The following is a 16,604-nucleotide window of genomic DNA, read 5'->3' as shown; positions in this document are numbered from 1 at the left end:
CCAGAAGGTGACCTCCAGAAGCTGACTCCCAGACGCAGCCTGCCGACCGAAAGGCCTCCCATGACCACCTCGCTCACTCCAGACACCGGATCCGGCACCTCCGCCGGCACGGTCGACACCGCGCCCCCCACAGCCCCGGCTGGGCGGACAGCGGCGGCCTCCTCCCGCCGTCGTCCGCCCGCCCGGCCCTCGTGGCGCCGCATCGCCTTCGGCGCGGACCAGCCCCGCTGGGCCCGCCCGTCCGCGTTCGGCCTCATCGTCGCCTCCGGGTTCCTCTACCTGTGGAACCTGACGAACTCCGGCTGGGCGAACGAGTTCTACGCCGCGGCGATCCAGGCCGGCAGCAAGGACTGGACCGCGTGGTTCTTCGGCTCCCTCGACGCCGGCAACGCGATCACCGTGGACAAGCCCCCGGCCGCGTTCTGGATCCCCGGGCTCCTGGGGCGCATCTTCGGCTTCAACTCGTTCACCATGCTCCTGCCCGAGGCGCTCATGGGCGTCGCCTCGGTCGCGCTGATGTACGCCGCGGTCAAGCGCGTGAGCGGGCCGGCCGCGGGGCTCATCGCGGGCGGCGCGCTCGCGGCCACGCCCGTCGCGGCGCTCATGTTCCGGTTCAACAACCCGGACGCGATGCTCACGTTCTGCCTGGTCCTCGCGGCCTACATGACCGTCCGCGCGATCGAGAAGGCCGGCTGGAAGTGGCTCGTGGGTGTGGGCGCCGTCCTCGGCCTCGCGTTCCTGACGAAGATGCTCGCCGGCCTCATCATCGTGCCCGCGCTCGGCCTGGCGTACCTGTGGGCCGCGCCGACCACGCTGCGCCGGCGGATCGTGCACCTGCTCGGCGCGCTCGGCGGCCTCGTCGCCGTGGCCGGCGCCTACATCGCCGCGTTCACCCTCACCCCCACGACCGTGCGCCCCTACATGGCCGGCTCGCAGACCAACAGCTTCCTCGAGCTCACCTTCGGGTACAACGGCCTCGCCCGCATCTTCGGCAACCGCGGCGGCGGCTTCGGGGGCGCGGTGCGGGACCGCGCGTCCGACGCCGGTGCTGCCGCCGGCTCGGCAGCGCAGGGCGGGGCCGGCTTCGGCGGGTTCGCCGGCGGGGCCCCCGGCGGCGGTGGCCCGGGTGGCGGCTTCGGAGGCGCCGCAGGGATCACGCGCATGTTCGGCCCGACCTTCGGCACCGAGATCTCCTGGCTCCTGCCGGCGGCGCTGATCCTGCTCGTCGCCGGGTTCTGGTTCACCCGGCGGGCCGTCCGCACCGACCGCGTGCGTGCCTCCCTGATCATCTGGGGCGGCTGGACGATCCTCACGGCCCTGGTGTTCTCGTTCATGACCGGGACGGTGCACAACTACTACACGATCGCCCTTGCGCCCGGGATCGCCGGGGTGGTGGGCATCGGCGCCGCCGAGCTGTGGCGGGGCCGGTCCTACTGGCCGTCCCGGATCGTCCTGGCCGTGGCCGTGCTCGGCACGAGCGTCTGGACCGCGGTGCTCCTCGGCCGCGACGCGTCGTGGCTGCCGTGGCTGCGGGTGGTGGTCGTGGTGCTCGGCGTCCTCGCCGCACTGGGCTTCCTGGTCCGGGCGGACCGCTTCGGGGCGGGCAGGGTCCGGGCCGGTGCCGTGGCACTGGCTGTGACCGCGCTCCTGGCCGGCGGGCTCGGCTCCGCTGCGTTCACGGTCGCCACGGCCTCGGTGGGCCACAGCGGCGCGATCCCGACCTCGGGGCCGTCCGGCGCCAGCGGCTTCGGGACGCGCGCCGGGTTCGCTCAGTTCCGCGACCGCCTCGGCACCTCCCCTGACGGCTCTGCCGCCGAGGCCCTCGGCGGCGCGGCCGCCGGCGGGGCCGGCACCGGCGCCGCGGGCGTCCCGGGCCAGGGCGGCTTCGGCGGCCAGATGCAGGGCGGCCCCGGCGGCGGGGCGAGCGCGTCGAGCGAGCTCGTGGCGCTCCTGAAGCAGACCACCACCAAGTGGTCCGCAGCGACCACCGGCGCGAACTCTGCGGCCTCCCTCGAGCTCGCTACGGACACCAACGTCATCGCGATGGGCGGCTTCATGGGCAGCGACCCCTACCCGAGCCTCGATGAGTTCAAGGCCCTCGTGTCCAAGGGAGAGGTCACGTACTACATCGCGGGCGGCGGCATGGGCGGCGGCATGGGCGGCGGGTTCGGCGGCCGCGGCGGCGGCACCACCGACGCCTCCGCGATCACCCAGTGGGTCGAGGCGAACTTCCAGGCGCAGACCGTCGGCTCGACGACTGTCTATAAGCTGGTGAAGTGATGGCGAGCACCCTGGGCTACGAGCCGCCGGGGACCACTCCGCCAGGGACGACCCCGCCCTCGGCGGCCCCGTCCCCGGCGACCCCACCCGGGGCCCGCACTCCCCGCCCCGGCCGTCTGGGAGTCACCTCCTGGAGGTCACGTCCTGCGGGTCCGCTCGCCGGGCGTGCGGGGGCGGCCGGTGCCGTGCGGCGGCGCCTCGAGCTCGCTGCAGTCCTCGCGGCGATCGCGGCCCTCTACCTGTGGAACCTCACCGCCAACGGCTGGGCCAACGCGTTCTACTCGGCCGCGGCCCAGGCCGGCAGCCAGAACTGGGAGGCGTTCTTCTTCGGCTCCTCGGATGCCGGGAACTCGATCACGGTGGACAAGCCCCCCGCGTCGCTCTGGATCGTGGACCTCTCGGTCCGGGTGTTCGGGCTCAGCTCGGCCTCGATCCTCGTCCCCGAGGTCCTCATGGGTGTCGCCACCGCGGCGGTCCTGTACCTCGCGGTCCGCAGGGCCGTCCGGGCGGCGACCGGGAGCGACGCCGCGGCGCACCGCGGCGGCCTCCTCGCCGCCGTCGTACTCGCGCTCACCCCGGTGGCGGCGCTCATGTTCCGGTTCAACAACCCGGACGCGCTGCTCGTGCTGCTCATGACGGCGGCCGCCTACGCCGTGGTGCGGTCGGTCCAGGACGGGAAGGCGCGCTGGCTCGTGGGAGCGGGCGTCCTGCTCGGACTCGGCTTCCTGACCAAGCAGCTCCAGGTGCTCCTCGTGGTCCCGGGCTTCGGGATCGCGTACCTGGTGGCGGCCCCGCACCGGCTCGGGCGGCGCCTGCTCCACCTCGTCGGCGCGCTCGCGGCGATGGCCGCCTCGGCGGGCTGGTGGATCCTCGCGGTCGAGCTGACCCCCGCGAGCGCCAGGCCGTTCATCGGCGGGTCCCAGGGCAACTCCATCCTCGAGCTCACGTTCGGGTACAACGGGTTCGGCCGGCTCGACGGCAACGAGGTCGGCTCCGTGGGCGGGGGCAACGGCTGGGGCCAGCCGGGCCTCTTCCGGCTCTTCTCGGCCTCATTCGGCGGCCAGATCGCGTGGCTCCTGCCCTCCGCGCTCATCCTGGGCGCCGCCCTGGTGTGGGCGGGGCGCCTCGCTCCCCGGACCGATCCCGTGCGGGCCTCGGTGATCGTGTGGGGCGGCTGGGTCCTCGTCACGGGCCTCACGTTCAGCCTCATGGCCGGCATCATCCACGAGTACTACTCGGTGGCGCTCGCTCCCGGCATCGCGGCCCTGGTGGGCCTCGGCGCGGCCATCCTGTGGCACCGCCGCTCCCTGCGCACCGAATCGGTGGCCCTGGCCGCCGCCATGGCGACCGCCGGGGTGACGGGCGCCGTACTGCTGGGCCGTGCCACGGGCTTCGTGCCGTGGCTGCCGCCGGTGGTCGCGGTCGCGGGGATCGCCGCGGCAGCCGGCATGGTCGCGGGGACCTTCGGCACGCGCCTCGTCCCGGGCCGGAGTGCCTGGGGCTCGCGGACGACGGCGTCCCTCGCCCTCCTCGCGGGCCTCGCCGGCCCGCTGGCCTTCACAGTGCAGACGGTCTCCACCGCGCACACCGGGGCCATCGTGAGCGCCGGGCCGTCCTCCGGATTCGGGTTCGGCGGCCGGGGCGGGTTCGGAGGCCAACGCCAGTTCATCCAGGGCCAGTTCGGCCAGGGCACGGGCGCCCCGGCGGCGAGCGGCTTCGGCCCCCAGGGTGGGCGCTCGGGCGGCTTCGGCGGACGCGGAGGCGGGGCCGGGCTGCTGGGCGCCGCCACCCCGTCCTCCGCGCTCGTCGCAGCCCTGACCGACGACGCGTCCAAGTACACGTGGGCCGCTGCAGTGGTCGGGTCCAACAACGCCGCCGGCTACCAGCTCGCGACCGGCCTGCCCGTCATGGCGCTGGGCGGGTTCAACGGGACCGACCCGTCCCCCACGCTCGCGCAGTTCCAGCAGCTCGTGTCCGAGGGCAAGGTGCACTGGTTCATCGCGGCCTCGATCATGGGCGGGGACTCGGGGTCCAACGCAGCCCGGCAGATCGCCCAGTGGGTCGAGGCGAACTACACCGCCCAGACCATCGGCGGGGAGACGGTCTACCGGCTCGGGTGAGTCGGGGGTGCCCCAACGGCGCCCGCTGCGGCTACGGTGGGCGCATGGCGGACTCCGAGATCCTGCGCGTGGACGGCCCCGACGGTGTGCGGGAGGTCAAGCTGAGCAGCCCGGACAAGGTGCTCTGGCCCGCCACCGATGGCGCGACCCCGGTCACCAAGCGCGACCTGGCAGACTACCTGGTCACGGTGGCGGCGCCGTTCCTCCGCCTCAACGGCGACCGCCCCATGACGCTGCAGCGCTTCCCTGAGGGGATCGGCGGCGAGGAGTTCTTCTCCAAGCGGCCGCCGCGGGGCGCGCCGGGCTACCTGAGGACGGTGACGTGCACCTATCCGTCACGCCGGCGCCACGACCAGCTCGTGTTCGACGAGCCCGCAGCGCTCGCGTGGGCCGCCCAGATGGGAACGGTGACCTTCCACCCCTGGCCGGTGCGCACGGCCAACCTGGACAGCCCGGACGAGCTGCGGATCGACCTGGACCCCCAGCCGGGGCGGACCTTCGCCGACGCCGTCGTCGCGGCCCAGGCCCTCCGCGAGGTCATGGCCGAGGCCGGGCTCACCGCCTTCGCGAAGACCTCCGGCAACCGTGGCGTCCACGTCTACGCGCGCATCCGCCCCACGCACGAGTTCCAGGATGTGCGCCACGGCGTCATCGGGATCGCCCGCGAGCTCGAGCGGCGCCTGCCGGAGCTGGTCACCACAGCCTGGTGGAAGGAGGAGCGCGGCGAGCGGGTCTTCGTCGACTTCAACCAGGCCAACCGCGACCGCACGATCGCCGCCGCCTACTCTCCCCGGCCCCTGCCGCACGCGCCCGTCTCGACCCCGCTGACCTGGGACGAGCTGGCCGACGCCGACCCGCGGGATTTCACGGTCCGCACCGTCCCGGGCCTCCTGGCTGAGCGGGAGTGCCCCTGGGCGGGCATCGACGGCACGGCGGCCGACGTGGCCGGCGCACTGGAGCTGTGGGAGCGGGACCTCGAGCGCGGGCTCGGCGAGCTGAACTTCCCGCCCGACTACCCCAAGATGCCCGGCGAACCGCCGCGCGTCCCGCCCAGCAGGCGCAAGGCCGACCGGGCGGACGCGGAGTACATGGCCCCCAAGGCGGAGCGCGACGCCGAGTGGGGCACCGCCATCGCGCCTCCCTACGGGCCCATGCTCGCCAAGCCGGTCAAGAAGCTCCCCGAAGGCGAGTTCCTGTACGAGCCGAAGTGGGACGGCTTCCGCGCCATCATCTGGCGCTCCGGCGACCGGGTCGAGATCGGATCGCGCAACGCCCTGCCCATGACCCGCTACTTCCCCGAGCTCGTCACCGCCTTCGTGGAGAACCTTCCCGACCATTCCGTCATCGACGGCGAGATCATCCTGGTCGACCCGGAGTCCGGGGACCGCCTCGACTTCGACACGCTGCAGCAGCGGATCCATCCTGCCGCCTCGCGCATCGCCAAGCTCAGCGCAGCCACGCCGGCCAGCTTCGTCGCCTTCGACCTGCTCGCGCTGGGCCACGACAACTACGTCGAACGCCCCTTCCGGGAACGGCGCGCTGCGCTCGAGGAGGCCCTGAAGGACGCCGAGCCGCCGGTGTACCTCACGAACGCCACCCGGGACCCCGCCGTCGCCCTGGAATGGTTCAGCGCCTTCGAGGGTGCGGGCCTGGACGGGATCGTGGCCAAGCCGCTCGACGAGCTCTATGCCGAGGACAAGCGGGTCATGTCCAAGCTGAAGCACGAGCGGACCGCGGACTGCGTCGTGGCCGGCTACCGGCTGTACAAGGACGAGCCCGACGCCATCGGCTCCCTGCTCCTGGGCCTGCACGACGATCAGGGCAAGCTCCACTCAGTGGGGGTCGTCGGGGCCTTCCCGATGGCCCGCCGCCGCGAGCTGTTCACGGAGCTGCAGCCTCTCGTCACGACCTTCGACGGCCACCCCTGGGCCTCGGCGCAGCCTGCCGAGGAGGCCCCCGACAACCGCGACCAGTCCATCCCGCGCACTCCGACGGCCGCGGCCCACTCGCGCTGGAACGCGAAGAAGGACCTCTCCTTCGTCCCGCTGCGGCCCGAACGCGTGGCCGAGGTGCGCTATGACCACACCGAGGGCGACCGCTTCCGGCACACCGCACAATGGGTGCGGTGGCGCGAGGACCGCTCGCCCGCGTCCTGCACCTACAGCCAGCTGGAGGAGCCGGTCCGCTACGACCTCTCCTCCGTCCTGGACGGGGACCAGTAGCGCGGCTCAGCCGTTGGGGCGCTGCGGGAGGTACTGGATCGCCCACCGGTTGCCGTCCGGATCCTCGAAGGTCACGAAGTGGCCCCAGTCGAGGACCAGGACGTCGCTGACGTCGACCCCGCGCACGGCGGCGAGCCCGTCGTGCGCTGCAGCGATGTCCGCGACCACCACCTGCAGGGCAGCGGTGCCCGGCGGCTTCTCGGACAGGCCCTCACCGAACGCGATCGAGCATGCGGACCCCGGTGGGGTGATCTGCACGAACCGCACGTCCTCGCTGACACGCTGGTCGTAGTCGAGGTGGAATCCGACCTTGTTGACGTAGAAGTCGATCGATCGGTCGACGTCGCTCACAGGGATAAAGGCCAGTTCGAGCTTCCAGTCCATGAGTCCACGCTAGGCGCGCCCGTCCGGGGCAGGAAGAGCACACGGACAGGCTGCGGACCATGCCGGTCCGCAGCCTCTCAGAAGACTCCTCAAAGAAATTCTCCGGACCGAGTGACCTTTCCGGTGCGCCCGTCGGTTCAAGGGGTGTAGGGCGCACGGTTCGCGTCCTGTCCACTGACTTCAACCTCCTAGGAGCCGATCCATGTCGATCCTCACCGTCATCACCTCTGGCCTCACGTCGGGCAAGATCGCCGCGAGCGCCGCTGCGCTCGGCGTCCTCACGGTCGGCGGCGTGGGAACCGCCGCCTACACCGGCACCCTCCCCACCGAGGCCCAGAGCGTGGCCCACCAGATCCTCGGCGCCCCGGCGCCGGCCGCGCTCGACGACGCGAAGGGCGACGCCACGGCTGCGGGCCAGAAGGTCCAGGACGCCGCCGCCAAGGGCGCCGCGCAGGCCAAGGACGCCGCCACGAAGGCCGCCTCCCAGGCCCAGGGCGCGGCCACCGACGCCGAGAAGGCCGCCGACACGGCTTCCGCCTCCACCGAGGGCAGCTCGACCGGCGCCGCCGACCTCGACCTCGTGGGCCTGTGCCACGCGAACGCCGCGGGCTCGCTCAACGCCTCCTCCGCCGGCTTCAAGAGCCTCGAGGTCGCGGCCAAGGGCCAGGCCAACATCGCCGCCTACTGCCAGGGCCTCGACGCCCAGGCGGCCACGGGTGCCGTGAAGCAGGCCGCCGGCAGCGCCGCGTCCGCCGCCAAGGCCGCGGTCCCGGGCACCCCCGCCCTCCCCGCGGTCCCGGCCGTCCCGGCCCAGGGCACCCTCCCGAGCGCCCCGGCCGTCCCGAGCGCCCCCGCCGTGCCGTCCGACCTCGGCAGCACCCTGCACCAGTAACCTGCGGTAGGGTGTTTGACCGTGCCGGGGCCGGCCCTTGCGGAGGCCCCGGCACGCACCGGCACACGCGCCCCGTGCGGGCACCGCGTGCCGCGACCGATGGACAGGATGGAGTGGTTGCACACGAGCGAGGACCCCGGGCAGGTGATCGCCGCGGACGATCAGGACAGCCCGGAAGAACTCTTCACCGCCGCCTACCGCGAGTACTCGGGGCCCGTCAGGGGCTACCTGCGCGCGCGGGGCATTGACGACCCCGACGCCGTGACGCACGACGTCTTCCTCGCCCTCTACACGCGGCTCACCCAGGGCGCCACCGACGAGGAGCCCGGCTTCACCGGCGGCCTGGCCGGCACCAAGGCCCTCGCCTTCACCATCGCCCACGGACGCGCCGTCGACCATCACCGGCGCAGGGCGAGGACCCCCTATCTGGTTCCCCATGAGGCAGAGACCGATCCACGGCGTGCGGCCACGACCCCCGAGGACTCAGTCGTCGCCGACAGCGGCGCGCTCGCCCTCCTCGGCCGGCTCGCCGACGACTACCGCGAAGTCCTCCTCCTCCGCATCGTCGCGGACCTCTCGATCGACGAGACGGCCGCGGTCATGGGCCGGACCCCGGGCGCGGTCAAGCAGCTCCAGCGCCGGGCCCTGAACGAACTCCGCACGCACGTGCCCACCACAGAACTGAGCAGGCCATGACTTCCGCCTTTGACCCGGACGACCTCGGCGTCGTCGACGAGCTCCTCGAGGGACTGGACGCCGAGGACGCAGAGTCCCTCCGCCCGGTCCTCTCCGAGCTCCGCGGGCTCGCAGAGTCCGCGCCGGTGCTGCCCAACCGACGCCTCAGCAGCCTCCTCGCCGCCGCGCCCCAGCCTTCCGCCCCCGAGCAGCAGCCCGAGGCGCAGCACGAAACCGGGCCGGCCACGGTGGTCGACCTCGAGGCCGTGCGGAGCGGCCGCACTGCCTCGCGGCGCCGCCGCGGCCGTCCGGCCACCACCGCGCTGATCATCGCCATCACCGCCGGCGCGGCATCGGCCGGCGCTGCCGCCGTGGCGCAGGACGGCTTCCACCTCTGGCCCAACGGCGGCACTTCCGCGGTGGACAACGGGCCCGGCCAGGCCCCCTCCCCCGCGGGAACGGGCCAGACGCCCCTCCCCGCCCGGGTCGCGCCGGCCGTGCCCGCCCCGAGCAGCACGACCGCGCCCGGAGACGCCCAGGCCCCGGCGACCATCGCGCCCAAGTCGACCCTGCCGGCGTCGACCGTCACGCCGTCCGCCCCCGCGCCGGCTGCTGGCGTCCCGGGAGTCCCGCAGCTGCCGCTCAACCCGTCGCTCTCCCCGAGCACCGTGCCCACGGTGCCGCACCTGGCGCCGGCCCCCACTCCGCCGTCGCTGCTCTCCGGCCTGCTGCCGAAGCTGCCCTAGGACGGCGGGCGCCAGCGCGCCCCTGCTACTTCGCCAGGCCGTAGAGGCGATCGCCCGCGTCGCCGAGCCCCGGGACGATGTAGGCCTTCTCGTTGAGCCGCTCGTCGATCGAGGCGAGCACGATCTTCACGTTCGCCTCCCCCAGCCCCTTCTCGAGGCGCGCGAGCCCCTCGGGGGCGGCGAGCAGGCAGATGCACGTGACATCGCTCGCGCCGCGGCGGAAGAGGAACTTCACGGCCTCGCTGAGGGTCCCGCCGGTGGCGAGCATGGGATCGAGCACGAACACCTGGCGGCCGGTGAGGTCCTCCGGGAGCCGCTCGGCGTAGGTGACGATGTCGAGCGTCTCCTCGTCACGGGCCATCCCGAGGAAGCCGACCTCGGCCGTCGGCACGAGCTTGACCATGCCCTCGAGCATGCCGAGGCCCGCGCGCAGGATGGGGACCACCAAGGGGGTGGGCTTCGTGAAGGCCGTGCCCACGGTGGTGGTGACCGGCGTCTCGATCGTCACGGGCTCGGTGCGCACCTCGCGGGTGGCCTCGTAGGCCAGGAGGGTCACGAGCTCCTCGGCCAGCTGGCGGAACACCGGGCTGGGGGTGTTCTTGTCCCGCAGCACGGTCAGCTTGTGCGCAACGAGGGGGTGGTCGACGACGAGAGTTCGCATGGCAGAGAACCTACCAGTCCCGTCCGACAGGCTCACCCCGTCCGTCCCTCGTCTCCGCCTCAGAGGGAGGACGACGGCGGCACCCGGCCACCGCCGTCGGGCGCGGCCCCCGCGGCGGCCCGCTCCGCCCGCGAGCGGCGCACCAGGTGGAAGACCTGGTGGGCGATGATCACCACCGTCAGCCACGCGCACCCGAGGAACCAGGCGGCCACCACGTCCGTGAGCCAGTGGTGGCCGAGGAAGACCCGGGAGAGCCCGATGGCGAGCGCGTAGACGGCGCCGAGGCCGATCACCGCCGTGCGCGTCCACGCGCTGCGGACCCTGAGGCAGACGAGGTAGACCACGATCCCGGCGATCACGGTCGCATTGAGGGTGTGCCCGCTCGGGAAGGACGCGGAGTACTCGTAGGGCGGGACCGCGAGCTCGTGCGGCGGCCGGGCCCTCGCGGTGAGCTCCTTGCCGAAAACCGTGGCGGACAGCGAGCCGAGCGCCGCCGCGGGCACGAGGACGAGGGGCCGCCAGTGCCGCATCCACACCGCCAGGAGCACCATCGCGACGGCGGCGACGATGGGCGCGATCACCCCGCCGGCGATATTTGTCAGTGCGGTGACCGCGGCGTCGAGGGCCGGGGTCCGGGCCGAGACTGCCCACGCGAGCACCGGCTGGTCCAGCGCGGCGAGCTCGTCCTTCTGCACCACGGACTCGTACACCTCGCCGCCGGCCCACGAGAACCCCAGCGTGAGGGCGGCCCCGACGGCGAGCAGCGCCCACATCGTGGCGTTCGGGCCGAGCCGGCGGCCGATCTCTGCGATCCAGCGGCGCAGTGCGCCTTCCCCGTCCACGGCCGACTCCTCTCCCCCCGGTGTGCTGGCCCGTGCGGGCCGCCAGGCTGGACCCCACGGGGCCGGGCCGCACGGGCCGCGCTGTCTGCGCCGCGCTGTCTGGGCCCGAACCTATCATTGGACCCATGCCCGCCCCCGGACCGCACACGCAGGATCGCGCCCACGCCTCGTGGATGCGGCTCGCCCTCGAGCAGGCGCGGGCGGCGGAGACCACGGGGGACGTGCCGATCGGCGCGGTCGTGGTGGGGCCCGACGGCGCGGTGGTCGCCACGGGGCGCAACGAGCGCGAGGCCCTCGGCGACCCGACGGCGCACGCGGAGGTCCAGGCCATCCGCGCGGCCGCGGCCGCCCTCGCCCACGGCGGCGCGGGCGACGGGTGGCGCCTGGCCGACTGCACGCTCGTGGTCACCCTCGAGCCCTGCGCGATGTGCGCGGGCGCCATCGTCCTGGCACGGATCCCCCGCGTGGTGTTCGGCGCCTGGGACGAGAAGGCCGGCGCCGCGGGCAGCGTGTTCGACATCCTCCGCGAGCGGCGCCTCAACCACTGGGTCGAGGTCTACCCCGGCGTCCTCGAGGAGGAGTGCGGAGCACTCCTGCGCGGGTTCTTCGCCCAGCACCGCTGAACCCGTGGATGGAATGATGGTCCGGACATCGGGCGGCGACCTCACATTTCCGGCCTCCCCGGCGTCTTCATGGTGATGGACACGAAACAGCCCTTCGAAAAGCTCGTCGAGCTCCACGGAGCCTCGGTGCTGCGGGTGTGCCGCGCGGTCGTCGGCCCGCTGGACGCCGAGGACGTCTGGCAGGAGACCTTCCTCTCGGCGCTGCGGGCCTATCCGGAGCTGCCGCCCGACGCCAACGTCGAGGCGTGGCTCGTGACCATCGCCCATCGCCGCTCCCTTGACGCCGTCCGGGCCGCCGGGCGCCGCGCCGTCCCCGTCGAGGCGGTGCCGGAGGGACACTCGCGGCTGGGGAACCCCGCACCGCCGGACGACGGCGTGTGGGGCCACGTCGCGCGTCTGCCCGACAAGCAGCGGCGCGTCATCGCCTACCGCTACCTCGGCGACCTGCCCTTCGGGGAGATCGCCGCGATCGTCGGCGGCACTGCCGCCGCTGCCCGCCGCTCCGCCGCGGACGGGCTCAGGAAGCTGCGCACCCTTGTCTCGGCAGACCTGCTGCCGGAAGGAGACCACTCATGAACCGCCCCCGCCCCGACGCGACCGTGCCCGGCGCCGACTCCGGCGTGCTCGCGCCCGGCGCCGTTGACCTCGCCTTCGCGCCCCACCTGACGGTCATCGAACCGGGAACCCTTGAGCGGCTCCGCGGCGAGCTGGCATCCGAGGCGGGCCGGGAGGGGCTGCTCGACGTGGCCTACCGGGTGGTCGACTCCCCGCTGGGCCAGCTCCTCATCGCCGCGACCGAGCGCGGCCTGGTCCGCGTCGCCTTCGAACGGGAGGGCCTGGACACCGTACTGCAGACCCTTGCGGACCGGCTGAGCCCGCGCATCCTCGAGGCTCCCGGCCGGCTGGGCTCCGCCGCCCGGGAGATCGAGGAGTACTTCGCCGGGCGACGCACCCGCTTCGACCTGCCCTTGGACCTGAGCCTCTCCGCGGGGTTCCGCCGCACCGTCCTCGCCCACCTCGGCGAGATCCCCTTCGGCGCCACTGAGAGCTACACCGAGGTCGCCAGGGCCGTGGGGAATCCGAAGGCCGTCCGCGCCGTCGGCACGGCGTGCGCGACCAATCCCCTGCCCCTCGTGATCCCGTGCCACCGGGTGCTGCGCTCCGACGGGAGCCTCGGCGGCTACATCGGCGGCCTGGAGGCGAAGACGGCGCTGCTCTCCCTCGAGGCGGCCGCGTGAGCGGCACGCTCTTCGGCGACGAACTGCTCGAGAGGCCGCGCCGCGAACTCGTCCCGGGCGCCGTGCATGTGCCCGGCTGGCTCACCCTCGAGCAGCAGGGCTGGATCGCCGAGCGGTTCCGCGAGTGGTCCGCCGGCCCGGTGCCGCCGCGGGCCGCCGCCGTGAGGGGCCACGAGATGTCCGTGAAGACGGTGTGCCTGGGCTGGCACTGGCAGCCCTACCGCTACACGCGCGAGGCCACCGACGTCAACGGTGCCCGGGTGCTCCCTCTGCCCGACTGGCTCGCGCGCGTGGGACGGCTCGCCGTCGCCGAGGCCTACGGTCCCCGCGAGGCGGCCCGCGACTACGCTCCGGACACGGCCCTCGTCAACTACTACGACGACGCAGCGCGGATGGGCATGCACCAGGACAAGGACGAGGTCTCCCGGGAGCCGGTCGTCTCACTGTCCGTAGGGGACAGCTGCCTGTTCCGCTTCGGCAACCCCGAATCGCGGGGCCGGCCCTACGAGGACCTCGTGCTGGCCTCCGGCGACCTCTTCGTGTTCGGCGGCCCGGCGCGGCTCGCCTTCCATGGCGTCATGAAGACCTACCCGGACACCGCGCCCGCCGGGTGCGGGCTCGAGACCGGGCGCATCAACATCACCCTCCGCGTCACCGGACTGGACTGAAGGAGCACCCCATGGCCGAGGCAGCACTGATCACCGGCGAGGACGGCCTCTCCAGGCCACTCTGGGCGAGCGCCGACGCACTCCTGCGCGAGTACTACGACACGGAGTGGGGCATGCCCGTCCGCGACGAGCAGGGCGTCTACGAGCGGATCTGCCTCGAGGGCTTCCAGGCCGGCCTGTCCTGGGCCACGATCCTGCGCAAGCGGCCCGCGTTCCGCCAGGCCTTCGCCGGCTTCGACCCCGAGGCCGTCGCCGAGTTCACGCCGGAGGACGTGGAGCGGCTCATGCTCGACGAGGGCATTGTCCGCAACCGGGCCAAGATCAACGCCGCCATCACGAACGCCAGCGCCACCCTCGCCCTGCGCGAGGAGGGCGGCCTTGCAGACTTCGTGTGGTCCTTCCAGCCCGCCGAGACCCCCGCGCCCGCCTCCTTCGCCGAGATCCCGTCCACGTCCCCGGAATCCATCGCGCTCTCGAAGGCCCTGCGCAAGAAGGGCTTCGCGTTCGTGGGGCCCACCACGATGTTCGCACTGATGGAGGCCATCGGCATCATCGACACCCACCTTGTGGGCAGCCATCGCCGCGGCAGCTCGGGCGTGTGGGCGTAGCCCGCGTGGCAGAGCGCAGCGACGCGGCGCCGGGAGTGGCTGAGCGCGTCGGCGCTGCCGCCCCGGCCTCCATCCGGCTCGAGGCCCCCGGCGGCCTCGCCTCCACCGCGATGCTCGCGAGCCTCGCGGCCCACACCGTGCCGGGCGCCGAGCGCACGGACCTCGGCACGGGAACCCATGAGCGGCTCATCCACGTCGCGCAGGGACCGGTCTCCGTCTCCGTGCGCCTTGACCCCGACGGGGTGGACCTCACCGTCCAGGCAGCCCGGACGCACGTGGCGGCCGTGGTCGCGGTGGTGAGCGCCTGGCTGGACCTCACGACCGATCTGGAGGTGGTCCGCGCGGCCCTGCGCGAAGACCCCTTCCTCAGGCCCCTCGTGGACGCCCGGCCCGCACTGCGGGTCACGGGAACCACGGATGCGTTCCAGACAGCGGTGACGACCGTGCTCGGCCAGCAGGTCTCCCTCGCGGCGGGCCGCACCTTCGCCGGACGGCTCGTCGCCGACTACGGGCAGCCCGGCCCCGGTGGGCTCGTCCGGTTCCCCACCGCCGCAGCGCTCGCCGAGGTGCGCCCGGAGGAACTCCAGGCCGCCGTCGGCCTGACGTCCTCCCGTGCCCGGACTGTCCGCGCCCTCGCGGAGGCCTTCGCGGACCGGGGCCACGCCCCCGGAGACGCCGGCCTGCGGCTCACGCGGGGCGAACTGCTCGCGGTCCCCGGGGTCGGACCGTGGACCGCCGACTACCTCGAGGTCCGCACCGGGTGCCCAGACGCCTTCGCGCCCGGCGACCTCGTGCTGCGCCGCGCCCTCGGCGGCATCAGCGCGCGCGAGGCCGCCCGCCGCGCGGAGGCGTGGCGCCCGTACCGCGCCTACGCGCTCGTGCATCTGTGGACCGCCACGGCCTACCTGCCGTGACGGCAGGACGACGCCGAGACACCCCGTGCGGGCGTTCCTGGCCCCCAGTTTGGACTCGGCGGCTCATGTCGGTAGAGTAGATGCCTGCTGGTGGTGTGTCCGAGCGGCCGAAGGTGCATCACTCGAAATGATGTTTGGGGCAACCCAACGGGGGTTCAAATCCCTCCACCACCGCCCAGCACGAAGGCCCCGGGAACCGCGGAATGCGGAGCCCGGGGCCTTCGTCATCCCTCGGGAGCAAGCGCCCGGCGCGCAGCGGCAGCCGGCCGGTCGCCTCCTGCGTGTTCTCCGGCGTCCGGCGTAGTATTCCGCCCACGGTGTCGACACGAGAGGGACCCCCATGGCCGTGAAATGGCTCGACGAGCCCCGGGAGCACAACTGCCCCGCCGCGGAGTCCTACCTCTGCGCGAGCCACCACACGGACGAGAACACCGACATCCCCGTCATGATCGCGGACGTGCGGGCCCGGAACGAGTGAAACCAGCGACACCGTGTCCTTCGTCGAGCTGTCCCTCATCTGCATCGTCGCGCTGCTCGGTCCGGCGCTCGCGGCCAAGAGGTCCTGGCATCTGCCGCTCGTGCTGGGTGAGCTCATCGCGGGCGTCATCACCGGCAAGTCCCTCTTGGGCTGGGTCGACTCCGGCAACGAGACCCTGACCTTCCTCGCGGACCTCGGCTTCGCCCTCATGATGTTCGTGGCGGGCACCCATGTGCCGATGCGGGACAGGACCATCCGGGCGGCGGTGGGCAAAGGGGCCCTCCGCATGGTCGTGACGTCCGTGGTTGCCGCCGCGCTCGGGATCGGGATCGCCCTCCTGATCGGCTCAGCCAACGCGCCCCTGTACGTGGTCCTCATGGCCTCGTCCTCCGCAGCGCTCGTGCTGCCGATCGTCGATTCGCTCAGGCTCACGGGCCGCAGCGTCCTCGAGCTCACGGCCCAGGTTGCGCTTGCCGACGTGGCCGCGATCGTGGCGCTCCCCCTCGCGATCGACCCGGCCAACGCCGGGCCCAAGGCGATCGGGGCGTCCGCCTTGGCCGTCTGCGCCCTTGTGCTCTGGTGGGCACTGAGGCACTTCGAGAGGGACGGGTCGCGGCAGCGCCTCCACAGCGTCTCCGAGGAGCGCAAGTTCGCCCTGGAGCTGCGCATCCAGCTCTCAATCCTGTTCGCGCTGGCAGGCCTCGCCGCGTTCACGCACGTGTCGATCATGCTCGCGGGCTTCGCGTTCGGCCTCGCGGTCTCCGCCGTGGGCGAGCCCCGGAGACTCGCACGCCAGCTCTTCGCCCTCAACGACGGCTTCCTGGGACCCGTGTTCTTCGTGTGGCTCGGCGCCTCCATCGACCTGCGCCAGCTCGGCGGACACCCGCAGATGATCGTCCTGGGGCTCCTGATCGGCCTCGGCGCTGTCGCCGCGCACGCCGTGAACCGCGTGACGGGGCTCCCCCTGCCGTTCGCCATCGGTTCGGCAGCCCAGCTCGGGGTCCCGGTGGCTGCCGCGACGATCGGGCGCAGTCTCGGCGTCCTGGCGCCGGGCGAGGACGCGGCACTGCTCCTCGGCGCGCTCCTCACGATCGGAAGCACGACGGCGGCAGCCTCCTGGGCCGCCAAACGCGCCGCCGCTGCGGGGTCGGCACCGGGATCAGCTGCCCCCGCTGACGGGGGCGCCCAGCCCGCGCAGTAGGCTGCGGCCCGGGCCCCGGGGGGATGAGGCTGCAGCTCTGGACACCGTTCGC

The 16,604-nt window shown here is 73.4% G+C and carries 17 protein-coding genes and 1 tRNA gene; 15 read left to right on the top strand and 3 right to left on the bottom strand.

Annotated elements, in window-relative coordinates; genetic code table 11:
- Positions 1-60: 60 nt before the first annotated feature.
- The 3 genes from ACVWWH_RS15380 to ACVWWH_RS15370 are packed head-to-tail and all read left to right on the top strand — an operon-like array spanning position 61 to position 6,622.
- The gene (locus ACVWWH_RS15380) at positions 61-2,280 is read left to right on the top strand and encodes an ArnT family glycosyltransferase (protein WP_457317147.1); all 2,220 of its coding nucleotides are present in this window, start codon (positions 61-63) and stop codon (positions 2,278-2,280) included.
- Positions 2,280-4,400, top strand: coding sequence for an ArnT family glycosyltransferase (locus tag ACVWWH_RS15375; RefSeq protein ID WP_457317146.1), 2,121 nt, complete (start codon positions 2,280-2,282; stop codon positions 4,398-4,400). The genes ACVWWH_RS15380 and ACVWWH_RS15375 overlap by 1 nt, the downstream gene beginning before the upstream one ends.
- Before the next feature lie 44 nt (positions 4,401-4,444).
- The gene (locus ACVWWH_RS15370) at positions 4,445-6,622 is read left to right on the top strand and encodes an ATP-dependent DNA ligase (RefSeq protein ID WP_457317145.1); all 2,178 of its coding nucleotides are present in this window, start codon (positions 4,445-4,447) and stop codon (positions 6,620-6,622) included.
- A gap of 6 nt (positions 6,623-6,628) precedes the next feature.
- On the opposite strand, the gene ACVWWH_RS15365 is transcribed toward ACVWWH_RS15370, so the two are convergent.
- A complete protein-coding gene (locus tag ACVWWH_RS15365; RefSeq protein ID WP_457317144.1) occupies positions 6,629-7,006 on the bottom strand; it encodes a VOC family protein in 378 nt (125 codons plus the stop codon).
- A 202-nt stretch (positions 7,007-7,208) separates the two neighbouring features.
- On the opposite strand from ACVWWH_RS15365, the gene ACVWWH_RS15360 reads away from it, so the two are divergent.
- The 3 genes from ACVWWH_RS15360 (at position 7,209) to ACVWWH_RS15350 (ending at position 9,319) form a co-directional block, all read left to right on the top strand.
- Positions 7,209-7,898: a hypothetical protein gene (locus tag ACVWWH_RS15360; protein WP_066495129.1), complete on the top strand. Its 690-nt coding sequence runs from the start codon at positions 7,209-7,211 to the stop codon at positions 7,896-7,898.
- Between the two features lie 108 nt (positions 7,899-8,006).
- Positions 8,007-8,594 (top strand): RNA polymerase sigma factor, encoded by a 588-nt coding sequence (locus ACVWWH_RS15355; protein ID WP_066495125.1) that lies wholly within the window; start codon positions 8,007-8,009, stop codon positions 8,592-8,594.
- Complete coding sequence (locus ACVWWH_RS15350) at positions 8,591-9,319, top strand: hypothetical protein (RefSeq protein WP_457317143.1); 729 nt, start codon at positions 8,591-8,593, stop codon at positions 9,317-9,319. The genes ACVWWH_RS15355 and ACVWWH_RS15350 overlap by 4 nt, the downstream gene beginning before the upstream one ends.
- Before the next feature lie 25 nt (positions 9,320-9,344).
- Here ACVWWH_RS15350 and upp read toward each other — a convergent pair whose 3' ends face one another.
- A complete protein-coding gene (gene upp / locus ACVWWH_RS15345) occupies positions 9,345-9,980 on the bottom strand; it encodes a uracil phosphoribosyltransferase (RefSeq protein ID WP_066495122.1) in 636 nt (211 codons plus the stop codon).
- A gap of 59 nt (positions 9,981-10,039) precedes the next feature.
- Positions 10,040-10,822 carry a phosphatase PAP2 family protein gene (locus tag ACVWWH_RS15340; RefSeq protein WP_457317142.1) on the bottom strand — a complete coding sequence of 261 codons (783 nt, stop codon included), beginning with the start codon at positions 10,820-10,822 and terminating at the stop codon, positions 10,040-10,042.
- 125 nt (positions 10,823-10,947) lie between these two features.
- On the opposite strand from ACVWWH_RS15340, the gene tadA reads away from it, so the two are divergent.
- The 9 genes from tadA to ACVWWH_RS15295 all read left to right on the top strand — a co-directional run bounded on the left by tadA (position 10,948) and on the right by ACVWWH_RS15295 (position 16,552).
- Positions 10,948-11,445, top strand: coding sequence for a tRNA adenosine(34) deaminase TadA (gene tadA / locus ACVWWH_RS15335; RefSeq protein WP_447421003.1), 498 nt, complete (start codon positions 10,948-10,950; stop codon positions 11,443-11,445).
- Positions 11,446-11,520: 75 nt separating this feature from the next.
- Positions 11,521-12,021, top strand: a complete 501-nt coding sequence (locus ACVWWH_RS15330; protein WP_457317141.1) for an RNA polymerase sigma factor — start codon at positions 11,521-11,523, stop codon at positions 12,019-12,021.
- Positions 12,018-12,683: a methylated-DNA--[protein]-cysteine S-methyltransferase gene (locus ACVWWH_RS15325; RefSeq protein WP_084249253.1), complete on the top strand. Its 666-nt coding sequence runs from the start codon at positions 12,018-12,020 to the stop codon at positions 12,681-12,683. Before ACVWWH_RS15330 ends, ACVWWH_RS15325 begins: the two co-directional genes overlap by 4 nt.
- Positions 12,680-13,351: an alpha-ketoglutarate-dependent dioxygenase AlkB family protein gene (locus tag ACVWWH_RS15320; RefSeq protein WP_457317140.1), complete on the top strand. Its 672-nt coding sequence runs from the start codon at positions 12,680-12,682 to the stop codon at positions 13,349-13,351. Before ACVWWH_RS15325 ends, ACVWWH_RS15320 begins: the two co-directional genes overlap by 4 nt.
- An 11-nt stretch (positions 13,352-13,362) precedes the next feature.
- The gene (locus tag ACVWWH_RS15315; RefSeq protein WP_066495115.1) at positions 13,363-13,959 is read left to right on the top strand and encodes a DNA-3-methyladenine glycosylase I; all 597 of its coding nucleotides are present in this window, start codon (positions 13,363-13,365) and stop codon (positions 13,957-13,959) included.
- Between the two features lie 5 nt (positions 13,960-13,964).
- On the top strand, positions 13,965-14,873 hold the full coding sequence (locus tag ACVWWH_RS15310) for a DNA-3-methyladenine glycosylase family protein (RefSeq protein WP_457317139.1): 909 nt from the start codon (positions 13,965-13,967) through the stop codon (positions 14,871-14,873).
- 89 nt (positions 14,874-14,962) lie between these two features.
- Positions 14,963-15,047: transfer RNA gene (locus tag ACVWWH_RS15305), tRNA-Ser, on the top strand.
- 166 nt (positions 15,048-15,213) lie between these two features.
- Positions 15,214-15,351 (top strand): hypothetical protein, encoded by a 138-nt coding sequence (locus tag ACVWWH_RS15300; RefSeq protein WP_157089103.1) that lies wholly within the window; start codon positions 15,214-15,216, stop codon positions 15,349-15,351.
- Positions 15,352-15,364: 13 nt separating this feature from the next.
- Positions 15,365-16,552, top strand: coding sequence for a cation:proton antiporter (locus tag ACVWWH_RS15295; protein WP_066495114.1), 1,188 nt, complete (start codon positions 15,365-15,367; stop codon positions 16,550-16,552).
- Positions 16,553-16,604 lie beyond the last annotated feature (52 nt).

This window comes from Sinomonas sp. RB5 (assembly GCF_054063535.1).
Note: the sequence above shows the minus strand (reverse complement) of the source record. Positions and strands in the feature narration are given on the sequence as shown.